Origin of the sequence: Synechococcus sp. NOUM97013 (assembly GCF_014279815.1) — a bacterium.
Lineage (GTDB): Bacteria > Cyanobacteriota > Cyanobacteriia > PCC-6307 > Cyanobiaceae > Synechococcus_C.
Genome location: NZ_CP047941.1, coordinates 1,317,558 through 1,340,113, shown reverse-complemented (window position 1 = coordinate 1,340,113; position 22,556 = coordinate 1,317,558). Strand labels below are relative to the sequence as shown.

General features: G+C 57.7%; 27 protein-coding genes. 14 read left to right on the top strand and 13 right to left on the bottom strand.

What is annotated here, in order from left to right; translation table 11 throughout:
• The first annotated feature begins 91 nt into the window (after positions 1-91).
• Positions 92-403, top strand: coding sequence for a hypothetical protein (locus SynNOUM97013_RS07050; protein WP_186479109.1), 312 nt, complete (start codon positions 92-94; stop codon positions 401-403).
• A gap of 3 nt (positions 404-406) precedes the next feature.
• Here SynNOUM97013_RS07050 and SynNOUM97013_RS07045 read toward each other — a convergent pair whose 3' ends face one another.
• Positions 407-868: a hypothetical protein gene (locus tag SynNOUM97013_RS07045; protein ID WP_186479108.1), complete on the bottom strand. Its 462-nt coding sequence runs from the start codon at positions 866-868 to the stop codon at positions 407-409.
• Positions 869-1,347: 479 nt separating this feature from the next.
• Positions 1,348-1,827, bottom strand: coding sequence for a DUF1543 domain-containing protein (locus SynNOUM97013_RS07040; protein WP_370586409.1), 480 nt, complete (start codon positions 1,825-1,827; stop codon positions 1,348-1,350).
• A 183-nt stretch (positions 1,828-2,010) separates the two neighbouring features.
• Between SynNOUM97013_RS07040 and SynNOUM97013_RS07035 the strand changes: the two genes are divergently transcribed.
• Genes SynNOUM97013_RS07035 through SynNOUM97013_RS07025 form a run of 3 tightly spaced genes read left to right on the top strand, consistent with a single transcriptional unit; the run spans position 2,011 to position 3,648 of the window.
• Positions 2,011-3,162, top strand: a complete 1,152-nt coding sequence (locus SynNOUM97013_RS07035) for a DUF819 family protein (protein ID WP_255442618.1) — start codon at positions 2,011-2,013, stop codon at positions 3,160-3,162.
• A 55-nt stretch (positions 3,163-3,217) separates the two neighbouring features.
• The gene (locus SynNOUM97013_RS07030) at positions 3,218-3,451 is read left to right on the top strand and encodes a hypothetical protein (RefSeq protein WP_186479106.1); all 234 of its coding nucleotides are present in this window, start codon (positions 3,218-3,220) and stop codon (positions 3,449-3,451) included.
• A gap of 8 nt (positions 3,452-3,459) precedes the next feature.
• Positions 3,460-3,648: a hypothetical protein gene (locus tag SynNOUM97013_RS07025; RefSeq protein ID WP_186481663.1), complete on the top strand. Its 189-nt coding sequence runs from the start codon at positions 3,460-3,462 to the stop codon at positions 3,646-3,648.
• A gap of 83 nt (positions 3,649-3,731) precedes the next feature.
• Here SynNOUM97013_RS07025 and SynNOUM97013_RS07020 read toward each other — a convergent pair whose 3' ends face one another.
• The 3 genes from SynNOUM97013_RS07020 to SynNOUM97013_RS13760 all read right to left on the bottom strand — a co-directional run bounded on the left by SynNOUM97013_RS07020 (position 3,732) and on the right by SynNOUM97013_RS13760 (position 4,422).
• Positions 3,732-3,968 carry a hypothetical protein gene (locus SynNOUM97013_RS07020; protein WP_186479105.1) on the bottom strand — a complete coding sequence of 79 codons (237 nt, stop codon included), beginning with the start codon at positions 3,966-3,968 and terminating at the stop codon, positions 3,732-3,734.
• The gene (locus SynNOUM97013_RS07015; RefSeq protein ID WP_186479104.1) at positions 3,965-4,165 is read right to left on the bottom strand and encodes a hypothetical protein; all 201 of its coding nucleotides are present in this window, start codon (positions 4,163-4,165) and stop codon (positions 3,965-3,967) included. Before SynNOUM97013_RS07015 ends, SynNOUM97013_RS07020 begins: the two co-directional genes overlap by 4 nt.
• Before the next feature lie 122 nt (positions 4,166-4,287).
• On the bottom strand, positions 4,288-4,422 hold the full coding sequence (locus tag SynNOUM97013_RS13760) for a hypothetical protein (RefSeq protein ID WP_255442616.1): 135 nt from the start codon (positions 4,420-4,422) through the stop codon (positions 4,288-4,290).
• Between the two features lie 205 nt (positions 4,423-4,627).
• Between SynNOUM97013_RS13760 and SynNOUM97013_RS07010 the strand changes: the two genes are divergently transcribed.
• A complete protein-coding gene (locus tag SynNOUM97013_RS07010) occupies positions 4,628-4,807 on the top strand; it encodes a hypothetical protein (protein WP_186479103.1) in 180 nt (59 codons plus the stop codon).
• Between the two features lie 120 nt (positions 4,808-4,927).
• On the opposite strand, the gene SynNOUM97013_RS07005 is transcribed toward SynNOUM97013_RS07010, so the two are convergent.
• The gene (locus tag SynNOUM97013_RS07005; RefSeq protein WP_186481491.1) at positions 4,928-7,372 is read right to left on the bottom strand and encodes a ligase-associated DNA damage response DEXH box helicase; all 2,445 of its coding nucleotides are present in this window, start codon (positions 7,370-7,372) and stop codon (positions 4,928-4,930) included.
• Positions 7,369-7,578, bottom strand: a complete 210-nt coding sequence (locus SynNOUM97013_RS07000; RefSeq protein WP_186479102.1) for a DUF350 domain-containing protein — start codon at positions 7,576-7,578, stop codon at positions 7,369-7,371. The genes SynNOUM97013_RS07005 and SynNOUM97013_RS07000 overlap by 4 nt, the downstream gene beginning before the upstream one ends.
• A gap of 2 nt (positions 7,579-7,580) precedes the next feature.
• Here SynNOUM97013_RS07000 and SynNOUM97013_RS06995 point away from each other — a divergent pair, with 2 nt between their 5' ends.
• From SynNOUM97013_RS06995 to SynNOUM97013_RS06975, 5 genes are all read left to right on the top strand, one after another.
• Entirely contained in the window at positions 7,581-8,717 is a 1,137-nt protein-coding gene (locus SynNOUM97013_RS06995) for a hypothetical protein (protein WP_186479101.1), read from the top strand.
• Positions 8,714-9,031 carry a hypothetical protein gene (locus SynNOUM97013_RS06990; protein WP_186479100.1) on the top strand — a complete coding sequence of 106 codons (318 nt, stop codon included), beginning with the start codon at positions 8,714-8,716 and terminating at the stop codon, positions 9,029-9,031. Before SynNOUM97013_RS06995 ends, SynNOUM97013_RS06990 begins: the two co-directional genes overlap by 4 nt.
• Positions 9,016-10,608 (top strand): polyamine aminopropyltransferase, encoded by a 1,593-nt coding sequence (locus SynNOUM97013_RS06985; protein ID WP_186479099.1) that lies wholly within the window; start codon positions 9,016-9,018, stop codon positions 10,606-10,608. The genes SynNOUM97013_RS06990 and SynNOUM97013_RS06985 overlap by 16 nt, the downstream gene beginning before the upstream one ends.
• Positions 10,605-11,204, top strand: a complete 600-nt coding sequence (locus SynNOUM97013_RS06980) for a DUF4178 domain-containing protein (protein ID WP_186479098.1) — start codon at positions 10,605-10,607, stop codon at positions 11,202-11,204. The genes SynNOUM97013_RS06985 and SynNOUM97013_RS06980 overlap by 4 nt, the downstream gene beginning before the upstream one ends.
• Positions 11,205-11,477: 273 nt before the next feature.
• The gene (locus SynNOUM97013_RS06975; RefSeq protein ID WP_186479097.1) at positions 11,478-12,101 is read left to right on the top strand and encodes a matrixin family metalloprotease; all 624 of its coding nucleotides are present in this window, start codon (positions 11,478-11,480) and stop codon (positions 12,099-12,101) included.
• 151 nt (positions 12,102-12,252) lie between these two features.
• On the opposite strand, the gene SynNOUM97013_RS06970 is transcribed toward SynNOUM97013_RS06975, so the two are convergent.
• Genes SynNOUM97013_RS06970 through nadA form a run of 4 tightly spaced genes read right to left on the bottom strand, consistent with a single transcriptional unit; the run spans position 12,253 to position 16,307 of the window.
• The gene (locus SynNOUM97013_RS06970) at positions 12,253-14,007 is read right to left on the bottom strand and encodes an ATP-dependent DNA ligase (RefSeq protein ID WP_370586408.1); all 1,755 of its coding nucleotides are present in this window, start codon (positions 14,005-14,007) and stop codon (positions 12,253-12,255) included.
• Entirely contained in the window at positions 13,982-14,332 is a 351-nt protein-coding gene (locus SynNOUM97013_RS06965; protein ID WP_186479096.1) for a DNA ligase, read from the bottom strand. The genes SynNOUM97013_RS06970 and SynNOUM97013_RS06965 overlap by 26 nt, the downstream gene beginning before the upstream one ends.
• Before the next feature lie 30 nt (positions 14,333-14,362).
• A complete protein-coding gene (locus SynNOUM97013_RS06960) occupies positions 14,363-15,340 on the bottom strand; it encodes a ligase-associated DNA damage response exonuclease (protein WP_186479095.1) in 978 nt (325 codons plus the stop codon).
• A gap of 34 nt (positions 15,341-15,374) precedes the next feature.
• On the bottom strand, positions 15,375-16,307 hold the full coding sequence (gene nadA / locus SynNOUM97013_RS06955) for a quinolinate synthase NadA (RefSeq protein ID WP_186479094.1): 933 nt from the start codon (positions 16,305-16,307) through the stop codon (positions 15,375-15,377).
• Positions 16,308-16,418: 111 nt separating this feature from the next.
• On the opposite strand from nadA, the gene SynNOUM97013_RS06950 reads away from it, so the two are divergent.
• The 3 genes from SynNOUM97013_RS06950 to SynNOUM97013_RS06940 all read left to right on the top strand — a co-directional run bounded on the left by SynNOUM97013_RS06950 (position 16,419) and on the right by SynNOUM97013_RS06940 (position 19,301).
• The gene (locus SynNOUM97013_RS06950; RefSeq protein WP_255442615.1) at positions 16,419-17,216 is read left to right on the top strand and encodes a TIGR04168 family protein; all 798 of its coding nucleotides are present in this window, start codon (positions 16,419-16,421) and stop codon (positions 17,214-17,216) included.
• Positions 17,210-18,304: a hypothetical protein gene (locus SynNOUM97013_RS06945; protein WP_186479093.1), complete on the top strand. Its 1,095-nt coding sequence runs from the start codon at positions 17,210-17,212 to the stop codon at positions 18,302-18,304. The genes SynNOUM97013_RS06950 and SynNOUM97013_RS06945 overlap by 7 nt, the downstream gene beginning before the upstream one ends.
• A 250-nt stretch (positions 18,305-18,554) precedes the next feature.
• Complete coding sequence (locus tag SynNOUM97013_RS06940) at positions 18,555-19,301, top strand: glycoside hydrolase family 104 protein (RefSeq protein WP_186479092.1); 747 nt, start codon at positions 18,555-18,557, stop codon at positions 19,299-19,301.
• A 48-nt stretch (positions 19,302-19,349) separates the two neighbouring features.
• On the opposite strand, the gene SynNOUM97013_RS06935 is transcribed toward SynNOUM97013_RS06940, so the two are convergent.
• Complete coding sequence (locus SynNOUM97013_RS06935; RefSeq protein ID WP_186481488.1) at positions 19,350-20,135, bottom strand: TPM domain-containing protein; 786 nt, start codon at positions 20,133-20,135, stop codon at positions 19,350-19,352.
• Between the two features lie 59 nt (positions 20,136-20,194).
• On the opposite strand from SynNOUM97013_RS06935, the gene SynNOUM97013_RS06930 reads away from it, so the two are divergent.
• Positions 20,195-21,403: a class I SAM-dependent methyltransferase gene (locus SynNOUM97013_RS06930; protein WP_186479091.1), complete on the top strand. Its 1,209-nt coding sequence runs from the start codon at positions 20,195-20,197 to the stop codon at positions 21,401-21,403.
• On the opposite strand, the gene aroB is transcribed toward SynNOUM97013_RS06930, so the two are convergent.
• Positions 21,404-22,513, bottom strand: coding sequence for a 3-dehydroquinate synthase (gene aroB / locus SynNOUM97013_RS06925; RefSeq protein WP_255443084.1), 1,110 nt, complete (start codon positions 22,511-22,513; stop codon positions 21,404-21,406).
• Positions 22,514-22,556 lie beyond the last annotated feature (43 nt).

The following is a 22,556-nucleotide window of genomic DNA, read 5'->3' as shown; positions in this document are numbered from 1 at the left end:
CTAGGCATACCACTACATTCTTGAGGTCGATGATAATTAACTAAAGGATGTTGATTTTCTAGATATTTCTACAGCAACAGAGACACCCCCCATGGGGTCCGCTGAAGCGCTGTCACCCTGCGATATGGGTTCAGAAAATTATGCCAAAATTCAAGGGGTTGTCAATCTGACCATGTTCCACACGAAGATGCTTCTGGATCAGGCAAGAGATGAATACGTTCAGGCTGTCTACTCTGCAAGACAATCTGCAGGGAGACAACAAGATAGAGCAATGCTGATAGCAGAGCGCAAGGTAAAGGATTTGGAGTATCAATACTATTCAGAACTGCGTGAACGGGACATCAGAAACTTGGAGGTATACAAAGAGAGGTCAAACCAAATGACCTCACAAGTCTTTATTTAATCACTAACCAAACGCAAATATTGGATTGGAGGGATTAAACACAAAGGCAGGTTGAACATCACTTAGTATAGAGATGTCGTTTTCATCACTCATAATTCTCACATAACCTTTACCACCGTCTACAAAGATTTGATCTTCACTAGGATCAAAGTTTTCGATTAGAGTGTAGGACGAGAAAACAGGGCGTGTAAATCCAGGAATATACATTGGACCATCAGTTTCTTGATAAACAAGAAGGTCAACTTCATTGTATGTAGTTACATCAAAGGTGTTCGGATTGCTTAGAAAAAATTCGTTAGATCTAGGATCCCACAACTCAATAGCAAAAGAATCATCATCTAAAGATTGTGTCTCAAACCCAGGTGGTTCAAGTTCAAAAGAATCTGCTTCTGGCGTACCAGTTAAAGTATCAACGTTCTCCAAGGAAAGAGGACGAGGTAACGGAATCGGCCAGGGAAGTGGCATTTAATCTAAGCAACTCACAAAACCATAGCATCAAATCAAGCCTTTGAGTCACTAAATCAGCATGAATCCAACAAGTCTCTCCACAATGGCTCCAGAATCATCTCAGAGGCCGTTCTAGCCAGTAATGATGTCAATACACCTAAGATTAATTAGAGGGACCTTCCAGAGCCTTGTAGAGAAATAAGCAGCTGAGATGCCAGTGTTTATGCGGCCAGCGGTGTCCGCTTTGCTTGTGCTCAAAGACACGAACAGTGCGGACGGTCATTGCTTGATCTTTCTCACCGTGCTCAGTCCTCCTAGTGGCGACAAACGCGTAGCGGTCCTGACTCACGGTGTGCTCATCCACGGTCTGTATTGGCTCAGCGAGGTAGTGCTGATGAACCCAGTAACCGGACGTGGAAAGAAAGGATTGATCCCTCATAAGTTTGAATGCGGTTGGTATTGAACCAGCGATTCATACTCAGATCCCAGTCATATCCTCAAATAAGTCGGTAGCCGTACCAATCTGGTTTGAGTTCTTCCTTGGAAGCGGAGGGATCCGCTTTCAATTGAATATGCCACCCTTCGAGACCTTCAATCGGTAGGCAGTCATCCACACTATTCAGTCTCTCAATGCCATGCAGATCGTCTTTGTGCACCTGATCTGCGTCGTTCAGCCAACGTCGTCGTGCCCGTGCTTTGGCAGCTTGTTTACTTGGCGCAACGATCAGACCAAATTGATGCAACTCCTGGAGTGAGCCACTGTCATACCCACCAAGATTGACAAACCACAGTCTGTCGGAGCCCTCTCTACGCATCGGGTCCACCTCTGCTGTCAATCCTTGTCGGTCGCGAATGAGTTCAACCTTGTACCCATCTACTTGTTTGACAGCCACATAACTGTCGATGTGCAAGCCCCGTTTGAGCCCAAACCATTGTTGCTTGAGCGCTGGAATCGTGGCTTCGATGTCGGATCCCACCACCCAGCGCACATCATGCAGCTCAATGTGACTGGTTGCCGTCCTTCCGCCGAGGACAACCAGAAACAGTCTTGGTGTGTCTCTCAACGTGCGTTCTCAGGATTTCGATTCATGGCTTTGAGCAGATCCCCGCGTTTGTGACGGTATGAGCTCAGCGATGCTCGCTGTGATTGTGCAAGACCCATGACTCCATCAGTGGATATCTCAGTGTCATGGCTTGTGATCGCTGGCACCACAGTCGGGGGGTGGTGGCTGGCTCGTGTGAACCGTTACGCCAAAAAGCTTGGCGCGACGATGGCCATCATTGTGTTGGGCTTGTTGATTGCCAACCTGAGTGGTTGGAAGCCTGAAGCTGCTGTGTCGGGTTGGGTGAATGGTCCGTTCACTTCCCTCGCCATCGTTGAACTTCTTCTGGCTGTCGAGTTGCGTCGTGTGCTGCCTGACGCCCGGCGGCTCCTGCCCCCTTTTTTGGTGTCTGTTCTTGCCACCGTGTCAGCGGTGCTTGTCTGTGGATGGTTGCTAGCCCCTTGGCTTGGTGCCGATGCCTCAGCTCTGGTGGCTCTGTACACAGCCACGTTTACAGGCGGAACGCTGAATTTTGTGTCTGTGGGTCGAAGTCTGGCGATCCCCGATGATCTGTTTGCGCTGGCGACGGCCGCTGACTATGTGGTGTTCACTGGCTGGTTTCTGCTGAGCCTGGTGATCGGTCGAGACCGCCATGCGTCAAAACTGATCTCAGCAGCCAGTGCTGCACAGACGGCAGATGCACTGGCTGCTGATGCCCCATCGGCATCTGGAATTGCTCATCAGCCCAGGTCATGGGCATCGGGTTTGCTCTGGGGTGTGGCCGTGATGTTGATCTCGGAATTGGTGTCGATCCTGTTGCGCAGACTGGCCTGGGATGTGCCAGCGATCATTGTGCTCACGACGGTCGCATTGCTAATGGCACAACTGCCATCCGGGGGAACCCGGACCGCTTGTTACGACATGGGATTGGTCCTGATTCAACCGTTCTTCGCGGTGATTGGTTTGAGCACAACGGTGGGTGGACTGTTCGGTCTGGGTTTGCCCGTGTTGGTTTATGCCTTCCTGGTGGTTGCGATCCAGGCTCTTGCGGTGTTGTTGGTGCGCCGCCAACAGCGATGGGCCTTGGTCGACAGCCTGGTGGCATCCCAAGCCGCTGTTGGTGGTCCCAGCACTGCGCTGGCGTTGGCCAGCAGCCTGGGCCGATCGTCGTTGGTGTTGCCATCCGTGGCGGTTGGCCTGCTGGGAATGATGCTGGGCACTTACCTGGGGCTTGCTGTGGAGGGTTTGTTTCTGTTGCCCATCAGCTGAGATCGCCCTGAAGGCGTGTCGCTGGTTTTAGTATTCGGCGTCTCTTTTAGCGTTGATGGCCTGGGAATACACTCAGCTCCGCTTTGTTCCGCGCGGCAAGAGCTGGACAGGCGAAATCGAAGAGCTGTGGCTGGACGACAAGCAACTGATCTCTAGAAACCATCCTCAGCAGGTGAGTTTGGTGGAGCTGATGAATGAACTGGGATCTCAGGGTTGGGAGCTGGTGACCTACGCCCAGCCTTTCACCGGTTACCACGGGGGCTGCTACACCTTTAAGCGTCAGCGCTGACGTCTTTCTTGCGGATCGAAACGCTGGAGCAGCTGGCAGCGGTGGTGGTCACCGCTGGCCTGGTGATCGGCAATTTTCTGATGTTCACCCCATGGCGTGATGGGCAGGATCCACGCCATCGTGCTCCGACGCCTGCTCCAGCCTCGTTTTTATTCGAACGCCCCTTCACTCAATCGTGCCTTCGAGCATTGATCTGAGCTTTGGTCTGGCGCTTTCAGCAGAAAGGTGTGCTGAAGACCGGAGAGTTGACCAAGGCTTGTGTTGCTCATATTGGAGTTGGTCAGGGAGCGATCCAGAAGCCGCTGTAATACCAATCATTGATGAAGCGATTGAGCTCGTCGTCGGTGCTGCAGCCGGATTCGCTGATCAGGCTTGCATCCGACTGTGTTTGTTGAATCGCATAGAAGTCTTCTGGAGAGAAGTCGCCCTCATCCATTTCTTCGGCCATGGAGGCCCATTGGTTGGTCAAGGCCACCAGCAGCTGTTCCCGCAGTTCGTCGCTGAGCGTGGTGTTCATCGCATCACAAGCCAAACCGTGACACCACCAACCGCAACACCTTTGAAGAACTGGGCCCAGGTCAGGCCATAGGTATCGAGCTGGAAGATTCGCATCATCCAATTCAGCACCTCTTTGTGCTTGCGAATCAGGGTGGAGCTCTCCGCAGTGTTCAGCTGTTGAATCTGTTTGAGTTTGATTTCGCCCAGCTTTGGCATTTGATGAGTGCTTTTGTCGGCGTATTCAATCCCAAAGATTGTAGTTGATCGATTTCATGATTGAGCCTGAGATAAGCGTTTTTGCTGAGTATCTCTTCAAATTTGATTGAAGAGGGTAGGTTTTACTTGTTTTTGTTGTCCGAGAGCGGATGGAGAAAGGCATTCTCTTCCGTCCCGAACCCCATTGCCTGTTCCCCTTTGGTCTGCCGTGGCTGCCTTTTGCCCATCATCATCAGCACAGCTGCCACGATGATCATCACTCCTGTCACGTTTGGGCTTTGGCAATCAGTTTTTCGGCCATGCTCGCTGCGTCAGCAATGCTCTTCGGAGAGTCGGAAGCCAGTCTGTGAACAGGAGCCGTTGCGACAAGCTTCGGAAGAAAATCGGCAGTGTCAGGATTGTGATCCCCAAGCGCGATGAAATTCAGTTGAAATAGTGAGATCCTCTTGATTGCTTTTCGGTATGGAACCCATCACTTGGCTGGTGATCACCTGGGCGACCTACGGCGCTCAACGCACCACGGCGGCGCTTGAAAAAATCCCCCAGGCCTCCATGGAGCAGTGCATGACAAATTCCAGGTTGATCACCGAGTGGCAACCGAAGGCCAGTGTGAAATGCATCGAAGGTGTTCAAGGTTTCTAGGCTCAATCGTTTGACGTTCTTGATTGAGTGTGGTTGTCAGACTCGATTGGGGATTGAATTCCTGAAGTGGAATCCCGAAGTTGGTTCTGTTGTTTTCAATCAGGTCTTTGATGGCTTGGATCACTCTTCATGTCGTAGGGCGTCCTTCTGCATCCGTTCGATGCGTTCCAGAACAGACTCATTGCTCATGCGGTTGTTCAGTCGTTCCACCAGCAAGGGAAACGCCAAAGGGCCCGGTCGTGGGGTGGGGCAGTGCAAGACCTCGCCGCTGCGCATGCGCGTCAAGGCTTTGCGCAAGCGCGGTAGTTCCAGTTGCTCCTGCAGCACTTCATGTTGGGCCTGACGCACCAGCAGATTGTTGGGCTCATGCTTGTTGAACACCTCCCAGAGCAGTGAGCCGCTGATCTGCAGCTGGCCTGCGCTTTTGTTCTGGCCGGGAAATCCCTGCACCAGCAGTCCTGCCACCTGAGCAATGCTGCGGAAACGGCGGCGACAGAGCTCGGACAGATTTAGAGCCTGCTCAAGATCCTGTTCCAGGTTGCTGTCATCGAGCAACACGTCCAGATGGTCCTCCAGCAGATCATCGAACGGATAGCCGCGTGGAGCCAGCAGTTCGAAGCCGTAATCATTGACCGACACCGTGATCGTGCCCCGATGAATTCGGGTGAGACGCGTGGCCCAGAGGAATCCCAGTCCTTCATGCACAAACCTGCCTTCAAAGGGATAGGCGTAGAGGTGCATGCCTTCACGGGTTCGGCAGGTTTCCAACAACAGCTGCTTGCTGTCCGGCAGCGTTGACAGATCCATCTGACGCTCGAACAACGGTTCCAGTGCCCGTAGCTCTGGTGTGTCCAGTTCTCCCCGTCCAGCTCGGGCCACTTCATCGCGCAGATGGTGGGTCAGCAGATCAGACAGTGACATCTGGCCACCGGCCCAGGCGGGCACAGCGGTGCTCTTGCGTGTGGAGGCCTTCACGTAGGCCGTCATTTCCCGCAGCCTCACAAACTCCAGCTGCCTTCCGGCGAAGAAGAACACATCCTTCGGCTTCAGCTGGCTGATGAAGGTCTCTTCCACATGACCCAGTACTGCGCCACGCACAAAGCGCACACGAATGGCCGGGGCGGAGGTGATGGTGCCGATGTTCAGTCGATGCAGCCGTGCGATCGCCTTCTCGCGCACCACATAGCGGCCGTGCTCGTCGTGCTCCAGCTTTCGGTAGCGCGGGTAGGCACCCAGGCAGTCCCCGCCGTGTTCAAGAAAGTGCAGACACCACTGCCAGTCCTCATCCCTGAGCTCCGCGTAACTGGAGGTGCCGCGAATCGCCTCGAGGGTGCGCTGAGGCTCAAAGCCTGGGCCACAGGCCAGAGTGGTGAGGTGCTGAAGCAACACATCAAGCGGTGCTTGCGGTGGTCGTCGCTCCTCCACCAAGCCGTTCTCTAGACCGCGACGGACGGCACTCAGTTCCAGCAGTTCAAGAGCATTGGTCGGCATGAACAGCACCTGGGATGTCCCTCCTGGCAGGTGCGCTGATCGGCCGGCCCGTTGCAGCAGCCGCGCCAGATTTTTTGGGGAGCCGATCTGCACCACCCGTTCCACAGGTTGAAAGTCAACGCCCAGGTCCAACGAGCTGGTGCAGACCACCCAGAGCATGGAGCCGGCCTTCACAGAGGCCTCAATGGCTTCGCGCTCTGAACGGTCGAGGGCACTGTGATGCAGGGCCAGCAAGCCTTCCATTTCGGGGCAGGCGTAGCGCAGACACTGGAACCATCGTTCTGCCTGGTTGCGAGTGTTGGTGAATAGCAGCGTGCTGGTGCAGGGCTCGAGTCGGCCCACCAGATCCTCATAGCGCCGCAGCCCTAGGTGGCCGCCCCAGGGGAACCCGTCGATGTTGTCCGGAAGAATGCTGGTCACGCTGAGACCGCGCTTCGGAGCGCCCGTGATCAGGCAGGGATCGCCGCTGTTCCCTAGAGCGTGTCGCCCAGCTTCTTCCAGATTGCCGATCGTGGCGCTGATCGCCCAGGTCTGCAGTGATGGGCATTGCTGTCGCAGCCAGCTGAGCCCAAGTTCTGTCTGAATGCCCCGCTTGGAGCCGATCAACTCATGCCATTCATCGAGGATCACCGTTTCCAACGTCTGAAACAGACGCTCGCAGTGGCGACCTGCCAGGAGCACACACAGCGATTCCGGCGTGGTGATCAGGATGTCGGGTGGCGATTTGAGTTGTCGGCTGCGTTCGCTGGTGCTGGTGTCGCCATTGCGGATGCCAACGCGCAGCGGCCATGCCATCGCATCAATCGGCTGCTGCAGCGCCAGCGCCAGATCCCGACTGAGTGCCCGTAGGGGGGTGATGTAGAGGAGCCTGACGCCTCGAGTGTCGCTCGGTGCCGCCAGCATGCGGGCAATCGATCCCATCACGGCGGCGTAAGTCTTGCCGGAGCCTGTGGGGACCTGAATCAGACCGCTGCGGCCCGCAAGATGGGCCTCCCAGGTTTGTGTTTGGAAGGGAAGAGGCGTCCACCCCTGCTGGTCAAACCAGCGATGGATTGGTTCAAGAACGGTGTTCAGATCAGGATCACCGTGACGACGACGGCGGTCACACCCAACACAACGGAGCCAACGACCAGACCTGCGGCCACATTGCCCTTGCGCACCTCAGAGCGGTAGTCGAGGGGCGTGAGGCGATCAAAGAACCACATCCCGCCAACGATTAGCAGGATGCCTGCCACCGTCCACATCAGGCTCAGCATCAGTTGGATGAGGGTTGCCTGCATGGGTGAGGTTGCGGGTCTGGCGTAATTTAAGCGGCAGTGTTCTGCCGATGGTCGTGTCAGGGTCGCCGCCGGTGGGACGTCGCGTGAAGCTGGGTTGGGGGAGCCGTGGCGTCTTCCCATTGGCCCTTTTGGTTCTGATTTGTCCACTCAGTCCTTTGGTGGCCCTGTTCATGGCCCCTAGCGGGACGGTTCAGGACCGGGAAGTGACGTTGCCAGCTGTGGATCAGGCGGTGACGACGCAACCGTTTGATCTCAACAGCGTCAGTGAGGCGGTGACGATCAAAACCGTCTTTACCCCTCCTGGCAGCACGCTTCTCTATCTCTCCACCGAGCTGCTGGATGCCAGTGGCAAGGTTGTGTTCCAGCACGACATTGAGGGGCTTGGAACCGCCACTGGTTCGCTGCCGGATGAAGCTGCTTTGTCGAGGCTCTCCCCCAGCGAGCGTGAGCGCGAGTGGATGCGGACATCGAACTCCGCCCGACCCGCCAACGATCACAGCGTGCGCTTCCGTCCTGCGGAAGCGGGTTCCTATCAACTGCGTTTCCAGGCCTATTTGCCCCGCAATCGAGAGGGTGACGCGATCGCGCTTCCAGCTCAGGTGCTGGTCCGCACAAGGGTGAGCACAACGCCCGTGAATCGCGGCATGTTGGTGCTCACCTTCCTGATGAGCGGCGCCGCCGCCTTGATGTTCCTGTCGAAGGTGTACCGACGCGGACGCATTCAATGTTCGGGACGCTACGAATCCCTCGGTCAGGCAGGTCGTGCCTCCCGGGGCGACTATCGGGCTGGTCTGCTGGCGCTGCGAGCGCGGGTTGCTTTCAGTCAGGGCTACGAGACCAACTTCCAGCATGAGGCCAAGCAGTACTGGAGCTTTGGGGTGCGCGTGACGGACGGTGAGGGCAACCTGCTCTATCGAGGCAGTGCTCCCGTGGATAAGTCGACGGTGTCACTGAGCGATTCCACCCTGAACTTGGTCATTTTTCCGCAGCTGTTCCAGCTCACCAAAGACTGCAACCTTCGTTTTGATCTGCTCCCCCCGGAATCCAGCGCGAACTTGCAATTCGATTCCGTGTGCATTGAGGTGTGCGACAAGGTCAAACTGGCCTGGCCCCAGGAAGTCGTGAGGCTTGATCCATGACCAGGTTTCTTCTGCTGTTGCTCACGATGGGCCTGAGCGCTGTGGGGATATCCGCGGCTTACAGCAACGAAGACGTACCCCAGGTCGGTGTGCTCCTGCCCACGACCAACGATGCACAGGGATCATCCATCGTCTTCCGTGGTTTCTATGGCGTGTCCGGATGGAGAGCGGGCAGCACAAGGCTTGAATCCAGCTCACTGGTGATTGGCCGAACCCCCTATGGCAGTTACAGCGGCTCGGGTGGCTACGGGGGGTCGAGCGGCTACGGCAGCTACGGCGGTTACTCCAGTGGTGGTGGATGGAGCGGCAAATAATCGCTGCTGATCTCAGTCCCCTTCAGGTAAGGGTTCTTCTGGTTACGGCCATGGTTTCGTCGGCGGCCGGGCTGGTGCTTGAACTGCTGCTGGTTGCGCAGGCCAGTTATCTGATGGGGGACGCCACCCTGGCGACCGGCGTGGTGGTGGGCACGTTCCTTGCGGCGATGGGGTTGGGGGCCTGGCTGACGGAATTCATTGCTGTCAAAGGTCAGCCGCTGAATCGTTTGCTCAGGGCACTGGTGCTGGTGGAAATCACCCTCTGCCCGTTGTGCCTGCTGGGGCCAGTCACCTTGTTCCTGCTCTTCGCTATCGGCGCGCCGTTATGGATCGCCATTGTTTTGCTCACCTTGATGGTGGGCTTGTTGGGAGGCATGGAACTGCCCTTGATCACCCGCATGCTGGAAACCCAGGATCAGTTGCGACGGGCGCTGGCCAGGGTTCTGGCCCTTGATTATTTCGGCTCGCTGCTTGGTGCGTTGGCATTTCCGCTGGTGTTGCTGCCCTGGCTGGGCCTGCTCCCCACCGCGGCTGTGCTGGCGTTCGTGCCCGTCGGCGCCACCCTGGCCCTGGCGCTGGTGTTCCCGAGTTTGCGGCGCTGGCGCATTCCGGTGGCTGCGCTCCTGCCGATCACGGGTGTGGCGGCATTTTTCATCGCCCCCCTTGGACATCGCATCGAGGACGGCTTCTATGGCGCCAGGGTGATTGAGCGCCATCAAACGCGTCATCAGCGGATTGTGATGACGCGACGCGGGGCGGATCTGCGCTTGTTTCTGGATGGGGACCTTCAATTCTCCAGCTTGGATGAATACCGCTACCACGAGGCCCTGGTGCATCCGGCGATGGCGGCCCATGAAGCACCACGCCATGTGTTGTTGCTGGGAGCGGGTGATGGCCTGGCCTTGAGAGAAATCCTGCGCTGGCCCAGCGTGGAACGGGTCGACGTGGTGGAGCTGGACCCTATGGTCATTCGCCTGGCCAGGCAACAACCCCAACTGCGACGTCTCAATCAAGACAGTCTCAAAGACCCGAGAGTGATCGTTCACCTCGGTGATGCCTACGCCGCCGTGCGCAACTTCAAGCGGCGTTTTGATGTGGTGATCGCCGACTTCCCTGATCCGGATACCTTGCCGGTGGCTCGCCTCTACAGCGTTGGGTTCTATGGCGCGGTCCGTGAGCGACTTCGTCCCGGCGGGGTGATGGTCACCCAGGCCAGCGCACCGTTTCTCACCCCCCGCGTTCTGGCCTCGATTCAGGCGGGACTGCAGCAGGCAGGCCTGGAGACGCGTCCCTACAGCGTTCCCATCCCCACCTTCGGTCCCTGGGGGTTCGTGATGGCTCGGCCCAGTGCCTGGTCACCTCAGTTCCAGCCCATTCCATTTCCCACACGTTGGATCGATTCAGATCAGCTCGCGGCTCTGTTCGCATTCCCCAGAGATTTTCGGCCGAGCGACTCCGATACTGTGCAAGCCAACCGGATGACACAGCCGGTTCTTCTTGACTACCAACGCGGCGATCGCCACCGCCGTTTGCTCCTGCCACTGGCGCCAATCCCTTCCACCCCGAGTTCTTCATGAGCGGACTGCTTTTTCTGCTGATTGCTGCAGTGCTGGTCTGGTGGCTGACCCGAAACAGCATGAGCAGGCGCAAAAAGCCTCGCCAGGGAGATATCCCCGAACATCGCACGCTGTTCAATCTCCAGGTGGGTGACGTGGTTCAGCGTGACATGCGCGATTGGATCGTGGAATCCATTCTTGAATTCAACCAATCCGGTTTCCAATGGCGTGAGTATTACCTCCGCGATGGTGAAGAGGGCGTTTGGCTTGTGGTGGTGGACGACGACCGGCTGGAGCTGTCCTGGATGCGTCAGGTTCCACCTCATGAGGTTTCAATTAATTTTCCTTTGCGCGATCAACTGGTCTATGAGGGCGTCCGTTACCGCCTTGAGGAACAGGGATTGGCGCAATACCAACGCATTTCCCGCAACAGCAAGCAGGGAGGACCATGCCGTTTTCACGATTACGCCGCCGAGGGAGGACGAGTGCTCAGTGTGGAAATCTATGTGCAGGATGCTTCGGTCGATAACGGTGAAATTGAGCTGTGTCTTGGAGAGCGCATTACACCTGAGTCACTGAGCATTCTTCCTGGAGATGGACGCAGCGTTTACGCCTGAGCGCTTCGCGTGATCACAGCGATGGTCTTTTCGTTGTAGTGGAACTTTTTGTTGGCTTGGTGGATGCTTCAGGGCTGGCAGCGATCCACCTGTGAGTGATTATGAATGGTTCAATTTGAACTGGAGTAGTTCTTTTGAAACGGGGTCTTTAGTGAACTGAGTCTGGCTTCTCAGTGAATTCTCATCGATTTACTTGGTCGCTCGCAGACAGTTTTGATGCCATTGAGAGCATCGTGAATGCATCGAGACAGTGCTTCAAAGCCTGGACCAACGATGTCATTAGCTCCAGATGTTCTCACCGGTTTAGAGCGATACCTTCAGAAAGGGATTGCTGGTGGTGAGATTGTTGAGTACAGCATTTATGACAATCCATCGGTTGCTGAAGGTGCTGCAACCGAATTGGCCATCGGTTCCCAGGCTCGCGTCGTTCATGCTTGGAATCACAATGACGAACACAAAAGTTTCATCCGGAGTGTCTTCGAAAGGCTGGATCCTTTGTTGGATTTAGACTTTGTTGAGTCAGATCCATACGGTGAGTCTGATATCAATATTTATCGAGCATCAAGTAATAGCTATTGGCAGTCGAATGCTCTTTTTGATGTGCCGAGCGATTGGGTCGGCGGTGGCTCTGCACACTCAGATGACGATCAGTTTGATCTTTCCTGGAGAGATGTTGATGCGTTGGATGCATTTGCCGATGCGGAGAAAAGTTCTCTGGTTCACGAAATCGGCCATGCTCTTGGCTTGAAAGATCTTGCTTATGACCCAAAGTGGACTCGGTACGACTCGATCATGTCTTACAACCACCCAGTTGATCGTCCAATCAATACTTGGTTCTCCGAGGCTGATATCCAGGCTCTGCAAAGTGTTTGGGGTCCCGAAGATGATGTTCTCTAATTTCTTATTCATCCTTCAGATCATCGCTGTGGATCAACACTGTTGATCAGTGTTGCGATGGTGAGATGGTGTTCCATCGAAAAGGGTTGTCTCGATTCTTGACGACTCACAGAAGTTCTGCGCTGATGCTCACCTCAGCGGTTCAATTCGCTCAAGCCGCCCGGTTTCTGATGCGCTCGCAGAGTTCTCTGGCGTCGGCAAGGGTGTTGGCGCTGCTGGCGCTGCGATCCCGTCGCCAGCGCAGGATTCTGGGGAAGCGAACAGCGAGTCCGCACTTGTGGCGTTTGGACTCCTGAATGCCTTCAAAGCCAATCTCGAACACCAACTCAGGATCGACCGAGCGCGTTGGACCGAACCTTTCGCGGGTGTGGCGCCTGATCCAGCGGTCCAGTTCCAATATTTCTGCATCGTTGAGGCCGGAGTAGGCCTTGGCAAATGTCACCAGCTGCGGTTCAGCATCGCCTTCGGATTGGTGATCCCAGAGCGCAAAGGTGTAATCGGTGAACAGGTTGGCTCGTCGCCCTCGGCCGGCCTGGGCATAAATCAGCACCGCATCCAAGGTCATCGGATCGCGTTTGTGTTTCCACCAGTGGCCCCGCTTGCGTCCACTCAGGTAAGGCGATTGATGGTGTTTGAGCATCACGCCCTCGGCTCCCTGCTGGACGGCGGTCTGGCGTTGCTGGTCCAGCTCCGTCCAGTCGTTCAGCAAAGCGCCATGGCTCAGCCTGCAGCGCCAACCCTCCTCGCGATTGGCGAAGCCTGCGTGCAGACCAACCAACGTGGCCAGCCGTTGCTGGAGCGGTTGCGGACGCAGATCCTGCGCATGGTGTTCCAGAACGTCGTAGGCCACGAAGCTCACTGGGCAGTCGTGGCGCAGTTTTCGGCCCACTGTTTTGCGGCCGAGTCGGCGCTGTAGATCGCTGAATGCTCTGGGTTCCGCTTCCGTTTCGGCCCAACAGATCACCTCACCATCGAGCACGGTGTCGTGGGGAAGTGCCGCGGCCATCGCAATCAGTTCGGGGAACTGGTCGTTGATCAGCTCCTCTCCTCGACTCCAGAGATAGGTGCCGCTTTCGCGTTGGATCAGTTGGCCGCGGATGCCGTCCCATTTCGGTTCCACCCACCAATCCGTGGCGGGTGTTTCGCTGAGGCTCGCCTGCTGAAGCGGACTGGCCAGAAAGAAGGGATAGGGAACAGGTCCTCGGTTGTCCCGTTCCGCATCTGCAGGTGCAGTGAGTTGTTGAAACCAGATCGAGGATGCTTCTGCTGGTGCCATTAAGCGTTCCAGCACCAGGGCTTCGTCGATCGCGAACCCACTGGCGATTGCCTTCACGACGAGGCCACGCCCGACGCCGATGCGAAAGCCCCCGGTGAGCAGTTTGTTGAACAGAAACAGGCGTTCGGGAGGCAAGGCCTGCCAGATCGCCAGCACCGCCTGGCTCTGGTCTTCAGCTTCCATCGTTGCCAACGCCGGCAGCAGCGTCTCCATCCACCAGTGCATCGGTGGTGACGCTTGCAGCTCGGTGATCCACGCCGACAGCGGTGCATCGCAGCGAATCTCGGCAATGTCGTGGTGGATCTGAGGCCACAACAAGGACAGCGTCTCTGCTGAATCGCCGACATGGCTCTGACAATCGTCAAAAAGCCAGTCGGGCATGGCACTGGCCTGCTGCAGGATGTCGCGTAAGCGCCGACCCGTGATCAGTCGTTTGCGCCGTTCTTCGATTAGCAACAGCACGCACCAGGCCGCATCCTGAGCGGAGACCCGCTGCAGGTGATCGGCAATCAGTGCCACCTTTCGTCCCGTGGCTGTGCACTGATCGAGGCTGTTGACCAGTGCCGCCAGTGCTTCCAGCCCCTCAGGCTTGGAGAGCAGCGGATCAGTAGCGGCGGAGATTGCCGTCACCTGGTGCTGTCACTTCGATGTTGCAGCCAGGGGTGCCAACGGCAACGTTGTTGAAGGCTTTCACATAGTTGGCGGCCAGTTCGGCATCACCGGAGTCACGCAATGCCCCCTGGAGCCTGGCCAGGTCGATGCCCACCAGGTCAGGGTTCAGCACACCGCTTGCCAAGCCAGCACAGATCGCCTGTGCTGCAGCGCCACCTTCCGCTGGAAACACCACCGTCTCGATCTGCTCGATGCTGATCTCAACCTGCTGGGCCAAGCCTGCTCCCGGTGAGGAGATCAGCAAAGCCGAGAGTCCAACGATGCCGGCACTGCGCATTGCCATGGATCCGTCAACAGGGCAGTCGAGGTTAGGTCAGGCAAGCTGCTCCAGGGGTTTGGCATCGATGCCATGACGTTCCCGCAGAAAGCGTGCCAGCACATCGCTTTGCCCGTGCGTCACGTACACGGTATGCGCACCCGACTCGAGAACTGTGCGAATCAAGCCCTGCCAGTCGGCATGGTCGCTGAGCACGAACCCCCGTTCATACCCGCGGCGTCGGCGAGCTCCTCGGACTGCCATCCAGCCTGAAGCGAAGGCGGTCTGCGGAGCACGGAAACGGCGCATCCAGGCTGAGCGATGGGCCGATGGCGGCGCCAGGATCAACCGGCCCGCCAGCGGATCCTTTCTTGGCAACTCACTCACAGGACGACTTGGGGTCATCGGCACACCGGCATCGCGGTACTGCCGGGTCACGGTTTCCACGGCGCCGTGCAGCAGCACCTCCTCCTCGACGCCAATCGCCTTGAGTTCTGCCAAGAGGCGTTGGGCCTTGCCGAAGGAATAGCAAAACAACAGAGACGGTCGTTCGCGGTCGCCGTGCCACCAATCACGGATCTGTTCGGCGATCTGAGCGCCGCTGTCCCAGGCGTAAATCGGCAGCGCAAAGGTGGCTTCCGTGATCATCACGTCACAGGGCACGGATTCAAAGGGAGCGCAACTGGGATCAGCACAGCGTTTGTAGTCCCCGGTCACGACCCATACCGCGTCATCCACCTTCAGGCGCACCTGCGCTGAGCCGAGCACGTGGCCAGCGCTGTGAAAGGACAGGCAAGCCTGGTTGAGCCAGAACTCTTGCCCATAGGCCATTGGATGCAGGGTGATCTCCCGACCGAGTCGCTGGCGCAGCACCCCCTCACTCACATCCACCGCCCAATATTCACCGCATCCGGGCCTCGCATGGTCGGCATGAGCGTGTGTGATCAGCGCCCTCGGCACAGGACGACTGGGATCAATCCAGGCATCCGCGGCCCGGCAATACAGACCGCTGTCAGTTCGCTCGAGGAGTTGCATCCAACAACTCTGGCAATTGTGTTGCTGTGCTGGGTCAGCGACTCATCGCGAGCATGCGCCGTATCGGAGCTTCTGCCTGGCTGCGCAGCTTTTCGTCCATGGTGATTTCAGGCGACAGACTTTCCAGACAGTCACGAAGTTTCTCCAGGGTGTTGAGGCGCATGTAGGGGCATGCATTGCAGCTGCAGCCATCCAGGCCTGGCACGTCGATCAGCGTTTTCTCGGGAACGCGTTGCTGCATCTGGTGCAGGATTCCAGGTTCGGTCAGCACGATGAACGTGGTGGCGTCACTGGTTTCTGCGTGGTTGAGCAGTTTGCTTGTGGAGCCGATGAAATCCGCTAGGTCGAGAAGGTTTTCCTCGCATTCCGGATGGGCGATCACTTCGGCATCGGGATGCTCGAGTTTGAGTCGGAGCAGTGCCTCTTCACTGAACGCTTCGTGCACGAAGCAGCGACCGGGCCACAGTGTGAGGTCCCGACCGCTCTGGCGTTGCACCCACCGTCCCAGGTTTCTGTCTGGTGCAAACAGAACGGGGCGATCAGCCGGGAGCTGCTGCACCAGATCCACAGCATTGCTGCTTGTGCAGATCAGATCGCTTTGCGCCTTCACCGCTGCGGTGCAGTTGATATAGCTCACGACGAAATGATCGGGATGCTGTTCCCGAAAGCGTGCAAATTCATCCGCAGGGCAGTCATCCGCCAGTGAGCAGCCCGCTTCCAGATCCGGTAGCACCACAGTTTTTTCGGGGCTGAGGATCTTGGCGGTTTCGGCCATGAAGTGAACGCCGCAGAACACGATCACTTCGGCGTCGGTGTTCGCGGCTTTGCGCGAGAGCTCTAGGGAATCACCGATGAAATCAGCGATGTCTTGAATTTCCGGTTCCTGGTAGTAGTGCGCCAGGATCACAGCCTTCCGGTCCTTACGGAGCTGGTTGATCGCCGCCACAATCGCGGTGTCAGAGCTCATCGGGACTTTCTGGGGCAGGATGGACCCAGCCTAGAAGTCACCCTGACTGCTGTCCGTCTTGCAATCGCCGGTGATCTCCATGGGGACTGGGGTGATCGAGATGCAGAGCTGGTGCATCGGTTGCAGCCCGACGCCCTGTTGTTCGTTGGTGATCTGAGCGATGGCGATCTTCGCCTGGTGAAACGAATCATGCAGCTGGAGTGTCCCGTTGCCGTGCTTCTGGGAAACCATGACCGCGGTCGAGACCGAAGCGGCGGTTTGCTTCAGCAGCAGCTCACGATGCTGGGCGACCGGCACTGCCCCTGGAGTTTGCGCCAGTGGGAGCAGCCGCAGGTGGCCGTTGTTGGTGCACGCCCCTGCAGCGCTGGCGGTGGGTTTCATCTCTCTCAAGCGGTTCAGGCCGTGTTCGGTCCGGTCACCGAACAGGAATCTGCCGATCGCATCGTTTCTGCCGCAGCGCAGGCGCCATCCAATTGGCCGCTCGTTGTGTTGGCCCATAGCGGACCCACAGGGCTGGGATCGGATGCGGACAGTCCCTGCGGTCGGGATTGGAAGCAACCGCATATCGACTGGGGGGATCGTGATCTGGCCTTTGCGCTTGATCGCATGCAGAAGCAGCGACGGGCTGACTTGGTGGTGTTCGGTCACATGCACCATCAGTTGAAAGGGCGTCGCGGCGAACGGATCACGTTTCATCGCGATCGCAGGGGCACGTGTTATGTCAACGCCGCCTGTGTTCCCCGCTCTGGATGTGATGAAGATGGGAAACCTCTGCATCACCTCACCTGGGTGGAGTTCGATGCCATCGACCCTGTTCTGATCAGTCACCGTTGGTATCGGCCTGATGGGGATCTGGTGTACGAGCAGAGCCTGTATCGAGCCAGGCATTCATCGGCATCTCCATGCTGATTTATGTCTGCCTGAGCAGCCATGGCTTCGGTCATGCCGCCCGGCAGGCCGCCATGCTTTCGCACCTGCATCGATTGCAGCCCACCTGGCGATTGGTGGTCAGTTCGATGGTGAACCCGGCGTTTCTCACGTTGGTGCTGCGGGGAGTGCCGCTGACCCAGCGAACTGTCCGCTGGGACGTGGGCATGCTTCAAGAAGATGCCCTGGGTTCGGATCAGCCGGCAACGCTGCATGCCTTGGAGCAATTGCAAGTGAATCTGCCCAGACAGCTGGATGAGGAGGTGGCCTGGATCCGAGCTCAGGACGATCAGGTGGCCGTGCTGGGAGACATCCCCCCAGCTGCTGCCGAATTGGCCTCGCGACTGCAGGCACCGTTGATCTGGATGGGCAATTTCGGCTGGGATGACATCTATGAACCTTTGGGTGGTGCCTTTCAGTGCTGGTCGCAACAGGCCCGCGAGGCTTACCGCAGGGGATCACTGCTGCTGCGCTGTCCGTTTTCCCTGGCCATGAACTGGCAGCTCCCCGAAGTGCCCTTGTCGCTGGTAACTGCAGAACCAAGACCGCTTCCTGCTGATTTTGGGGCGGCGCTTGAACGTGATCCCCGCATCAAGGTGATGGTGGGGTTCGGTGGGCTTGGACTCTCTTTGCAACCCGATCTGTTCCGACGCTGGCCGGAGCATCTGTTTTTAATTGCCCCCTCGCGCACATCCAGCCAACACGCTGATGCGGCATTGCCAGCGAATGTGATGGTGCTGCCTGAGCAAGTCAGGCCCTTGGACGTGCTTCCTGGTTGTGAGCGACATCTGGGCAAACCGGGGTTCAGCAGCTTCTGTGAGGCGATGTCCCAGCAAGTGGGCTTGCACGTGGTGGAACGGCAGGGTTTTGCCGAAGCGGAGGTGCTGATGATGGGGTTGCGTCGCCATGCCGACCACCACTGCCTCAGCCGTGAGGAACTTGAGGCTGGCGCCTGGAAATTGGATCAGCCGCTGGAGTCAGCCAGTGCTGACGCGTTGGCAAGTGATGGCGCTCAGATGGCTGCTGAAGCGCTCCAGACCTCGCTGCGTTCATTGCTTAAGCAGGGCTGATTGATTGCATTAGTCCGGCTGATGTGCCTTGAAAGGTGTTGATGTGTCTTGGGTCTGAAAGCGAACAAAGAATGTTCTCTGCTCGTGCCGATTTTGCGTGTGTCACACCTCGTCTGTGATGTGCAGCCGCAGTTCGACACAGTTTGCGCGTGCTTTTTGCATACCGGATTCATTGAATCCACCGAATCACTTCTCTGAATTCATTTCATCGGTGCATTCCTGCAGTGATTTTGTTCCTTATGAGCTTTTTATGACTTCACTTGCTCTAAACGTCTGTCGTTTTGCAGGCGCTGTTGCAAGCGTTGTTCCACTCGCCGCATCCATCACCGCTCCGGTGCATGCGGTTCTCCCCTCGATCGAGTCGCGTTCCAAGCTGGTTCAGCTGGAAGAGGAAGTCCAGGTCTCTGCGCTTCCTTACATCATCACCCCAGAGCGTCGCGCGATGCTCAACACCATTCGTTTTGCCGAAGGCACCTGGAAAAACGGTCTTGACGTGGGCTATCGGGTGATGTTCGGCGGTGGCCTGATGGCCAGCATGGATCGCCATCCCGATCGGGTGATTTATTCCTCCCGTTATGCGAGTGCTGCTGCGGGGGCTTATCAGTTCATGCCTTTCACCTGGGATCTGGTGAAGCGCAGCATCGGCGTTCGCGGCTTCGGCCCCGAAGTGCAGGATCAGGGAGCGTTGTTTTTAATCCAGCGCCGCAAGGCCCTCAGCATGACTGACACGGGTGTGATGTCCCCGCAGCTCGCGGCCATGCTTGCCCCGGAATGGGCATCGTTCCCAACCTTGAGGGGTCGCAGCTACTACGGGCAGCCTGTGAAGCAGTTCGACAATCTGCGTGGTTTCTACAACCTCAACTTGGTGCAGCTGCGGCAAATTCGAGATCAGCGTCGTGCGGACCTTGCCGCAGCGCGCAATGGTGATGCGCCCACCGATGGTGCTCCGAAAGCTCCCGTTTGCACCGGACCGACCATTCTCTGCGGCATGCCCTGAATATTTCGCGATGCCATTTGGCATCCCGTTGCTTTGGACAATGTCGAATCAGCTTTCGCTGTTGGATTCATTGAGTTTCCGCCCGACCGTGGCCTGAGCAATCAGATAAGCAGCAATGCCACCTCCCAGGAATCCCATGCCATTGCGGATCAGTGGCAGCAGCTCACTGGTGCGCGTCACGACCGGTGCGACGCCAAACACACCAAACAACATCACCCAGAGAGGAGACAGCAGCAACAGCCAGGCCCAGGCGATCTTCTCGCCTTCCTTGCGCGGATAGGCGGCAAAGCCCGCGATCAGACCACCCACAACCGATGTGGTCAGCGTCCAGAGCCATTGTTCGGTCGGCAGGCCTGGAACGACCTGGCATCCTCCGCGGTCGAGACAGAGTTCAACGGCATCCAGGGCCGCAAGGATTGCGCCGTCTTCGCCGTGGTCCTTCACGTAGTACTGATTGCCGTAGCGCGTCTGCAATTCGACCCACCAAGTGCGCGGCATCAACGCGAAGAAGGCGTCGCCCACGTTGAAATTCAGCAGATTGCCGCCGCGGGGATCGGCCACCAGCAGCAAGCTGCGTTCATCCAATCCCCAGAATTCCTTCACCGCCCGGCCGGGTGTGCGTTCGTACTGGGTCAAGACCCGCAGCTTCCAGCCACTGCGGTCCTCAAAGGCATCGAGGGAGGTCTCCAGGGATTGACGCTGGGTGTCGCTGAGGGCTTTTGCCAGGTCAATCACCGGTGTTGGGTGATCCGGCAGCAGTTCCGGGTTGTCGATGGCCAGAGCCGGTGCAGCGAACAGCAACAGCAGAACCGAAAGACTCAGCACAGCCTTCATGCCGCGCGAGATGGCTTGGAGACCCATGATCGTGTGCGAGTGCTCGCCATTCTCACCACATGAAGGCCTCCGATGTGCCCTGCCCCGACTGGATGCAGCAGAGGTTGAAGTTCCATGGCTCCCAGGTTCCCCTTTCCACCTTCATGGAATGGGCCCTTCATGACCCTGAACATGGGGCCTACGGATCCGGCCATCTGCGCGTTGGAACGGATGGCGATTTCGTCACGTCCCCCTCCCTTGGTGATGACTTCAGCGCACTTCTGGCCCTGCAACTGATCGAGTGGCTGAAGGTCTTGGCGCGTCGCCATCCTGATCAGCTGCTGTCCGTGGTGGATGTCGGCCCGGGTGAAGGGCATCTCATGGACCAGCTGAGGCCTCACTTAGCAGCTGAGGCTCCGGATCTGATCGGCAGGCTGGAATGCGTGCTGGTGGAATTAAATCCCGGTATGGAGGCGCGTCAGCGCAGCCTGCTGAGCAGCGACCACCCCATTCCCTGCCGCTGGAGTGCCTTGGAGGATCTCCGTGCAGCCCCCTTGGTCGGCACTGTGATTGCTCATGAGTTGCTGGATGCATTTCCGGTCGAGCGCTTGATCGTCCGCAACGGCGCGTTGCAGCGTCAGCTGGTGAAGCTGCAGCCATCCGATCAAGGCCCGGGATCACTTGTATGGGCCGATGGTCCTTTGCCGGAGGCGTTGGCGACGCAGATCCAGCAGCAAGCGCAGCGGACTGGATTGCAACTCCCTCCGATGGGTGTTGACAACGGATGGGCCACGGAATGGCATCACGCGGTGGAGCCTTGGCTTCGTCAGGCCAGTGATGCCATACAGGCCGGCATGCTGCTGGTGGTTGACTATGCAATGGAGGCAAGTCGTTACTACTCCGCCAGACGTCCGGATGGAACTCTGACGGCCTATCGCCAACAGCAAGCCACAGGGGATGTTCTGCGTCATGCCGGTGAACAGGACATCACGGCACATCTGTGCCTTGAAACTCTTCTGGACTCTGCGAAGGCAACGGGCTGGACACCGGTCGGTCAGTGTCGGCAAGGAGAGGCCCTGCTGGCGCTAGGCCTTTCAGAGCGGTTCACTGCGCTGCAGCAATTACCAGGACATCAGCTGGATGAGGCCTTGCGTCGACGTGAGGCGCTGCTGCGTCTTGTGGATCCCAGTTGTCTGGGGGAGTTGCGTTGGCTGGCTTTTGAACGCGATGCGGATCACGATGGGCCGCTGATGGCAACTCCCAGCCGTTTTCTGCGGGAGCCCGGCTGATCAGGCCAGAGCCGCCAGGCACTCCTTCACATCGTTGTCGTTGATGTCATCACGGATCACCACCTCACCGATGCGGGTGGGGAGCACAAATCGCAGCCTTCCGTGACGGACTTTTTTGTCACCACGAAGCGTGGTCAGCACCGCATCCTCGTCAAGGGTGGGCCAGGCCGTGGGGAGACCGGCTTTTTCGATCAAACGCACCTGACGCATCTGATCCGATTCGCTCCATAGTCCCTTCAACACAGCCAAGCGTCCCACCGCAACCATGCCGATTGCCACGGCTTCTCCATGGAGCCAGGTTCCATATCCGGTCAGGGTCTCCACCACATGGCCGAAGGTGTGGCCGTAGTTGAGGATGGCGCGACGGCCGCTTTCACGCTCATCCGCAGCCACAACGGCGGCTTTGGCCTGGGCCGAACGCACCAGGATGTTGTGCAGCATGGCTGCCGGCATCGCAGCCGGGTCTGACAGATTCACTGCCTCTTCCATGCTGGTGAACAGGTCCGGGTCGCCGATGACGCCGTACTTGATTACTTCTGCCATACCGGCTCTGAATTCACGCACCGGCAGTGTTTTCAGGGTGTTCGGATCAATGGCCACGAGCCTTGGCTGATGAAAAGCACCGATCAGGTTCTTCCCTTTGGGATGGTTGACGCCGGTTTTGCCACCGATAGAAGCATCCACCATGGCCAGCAGTGTGGTGGGCATTTGGATCACTCCCACGCCGCGCAACCAGCAGGCAGCGGCAAAGCCCGTCATGTCGCCCACGACTCCGCCGCCAAGGGCCAACATCATTGACGTGCGTTCCAGCCCTTCCTGCTGGGCTTGATCAAGAATCTGGCTCAGGGTCTGCAGCGTTTTGCCTTCCTCTCCAGCCTCGATCTGTAGCAGCACAGGATCAAAGCCTGCTGTGCGCAGACTGTTCAGGCAGCTGTCTCCGTAGGGACCGGCAACATCGGGATTGCTGACCACCAGCACTTTGGTTCCCTTGCGGACGTCCATGGCAGAGAGCGTTTCGCCAATGGCGCCGACCATGCCCTCCCCAATCACCACTTCATAAGGGTTGCGCTCGAGTGGCACGTTGATGCGCGTGCGCTCCTGCAATGCCATTCCCTCCGCTGTGGTGCTCATGGGCCGTGGCTGCGGATTCAAT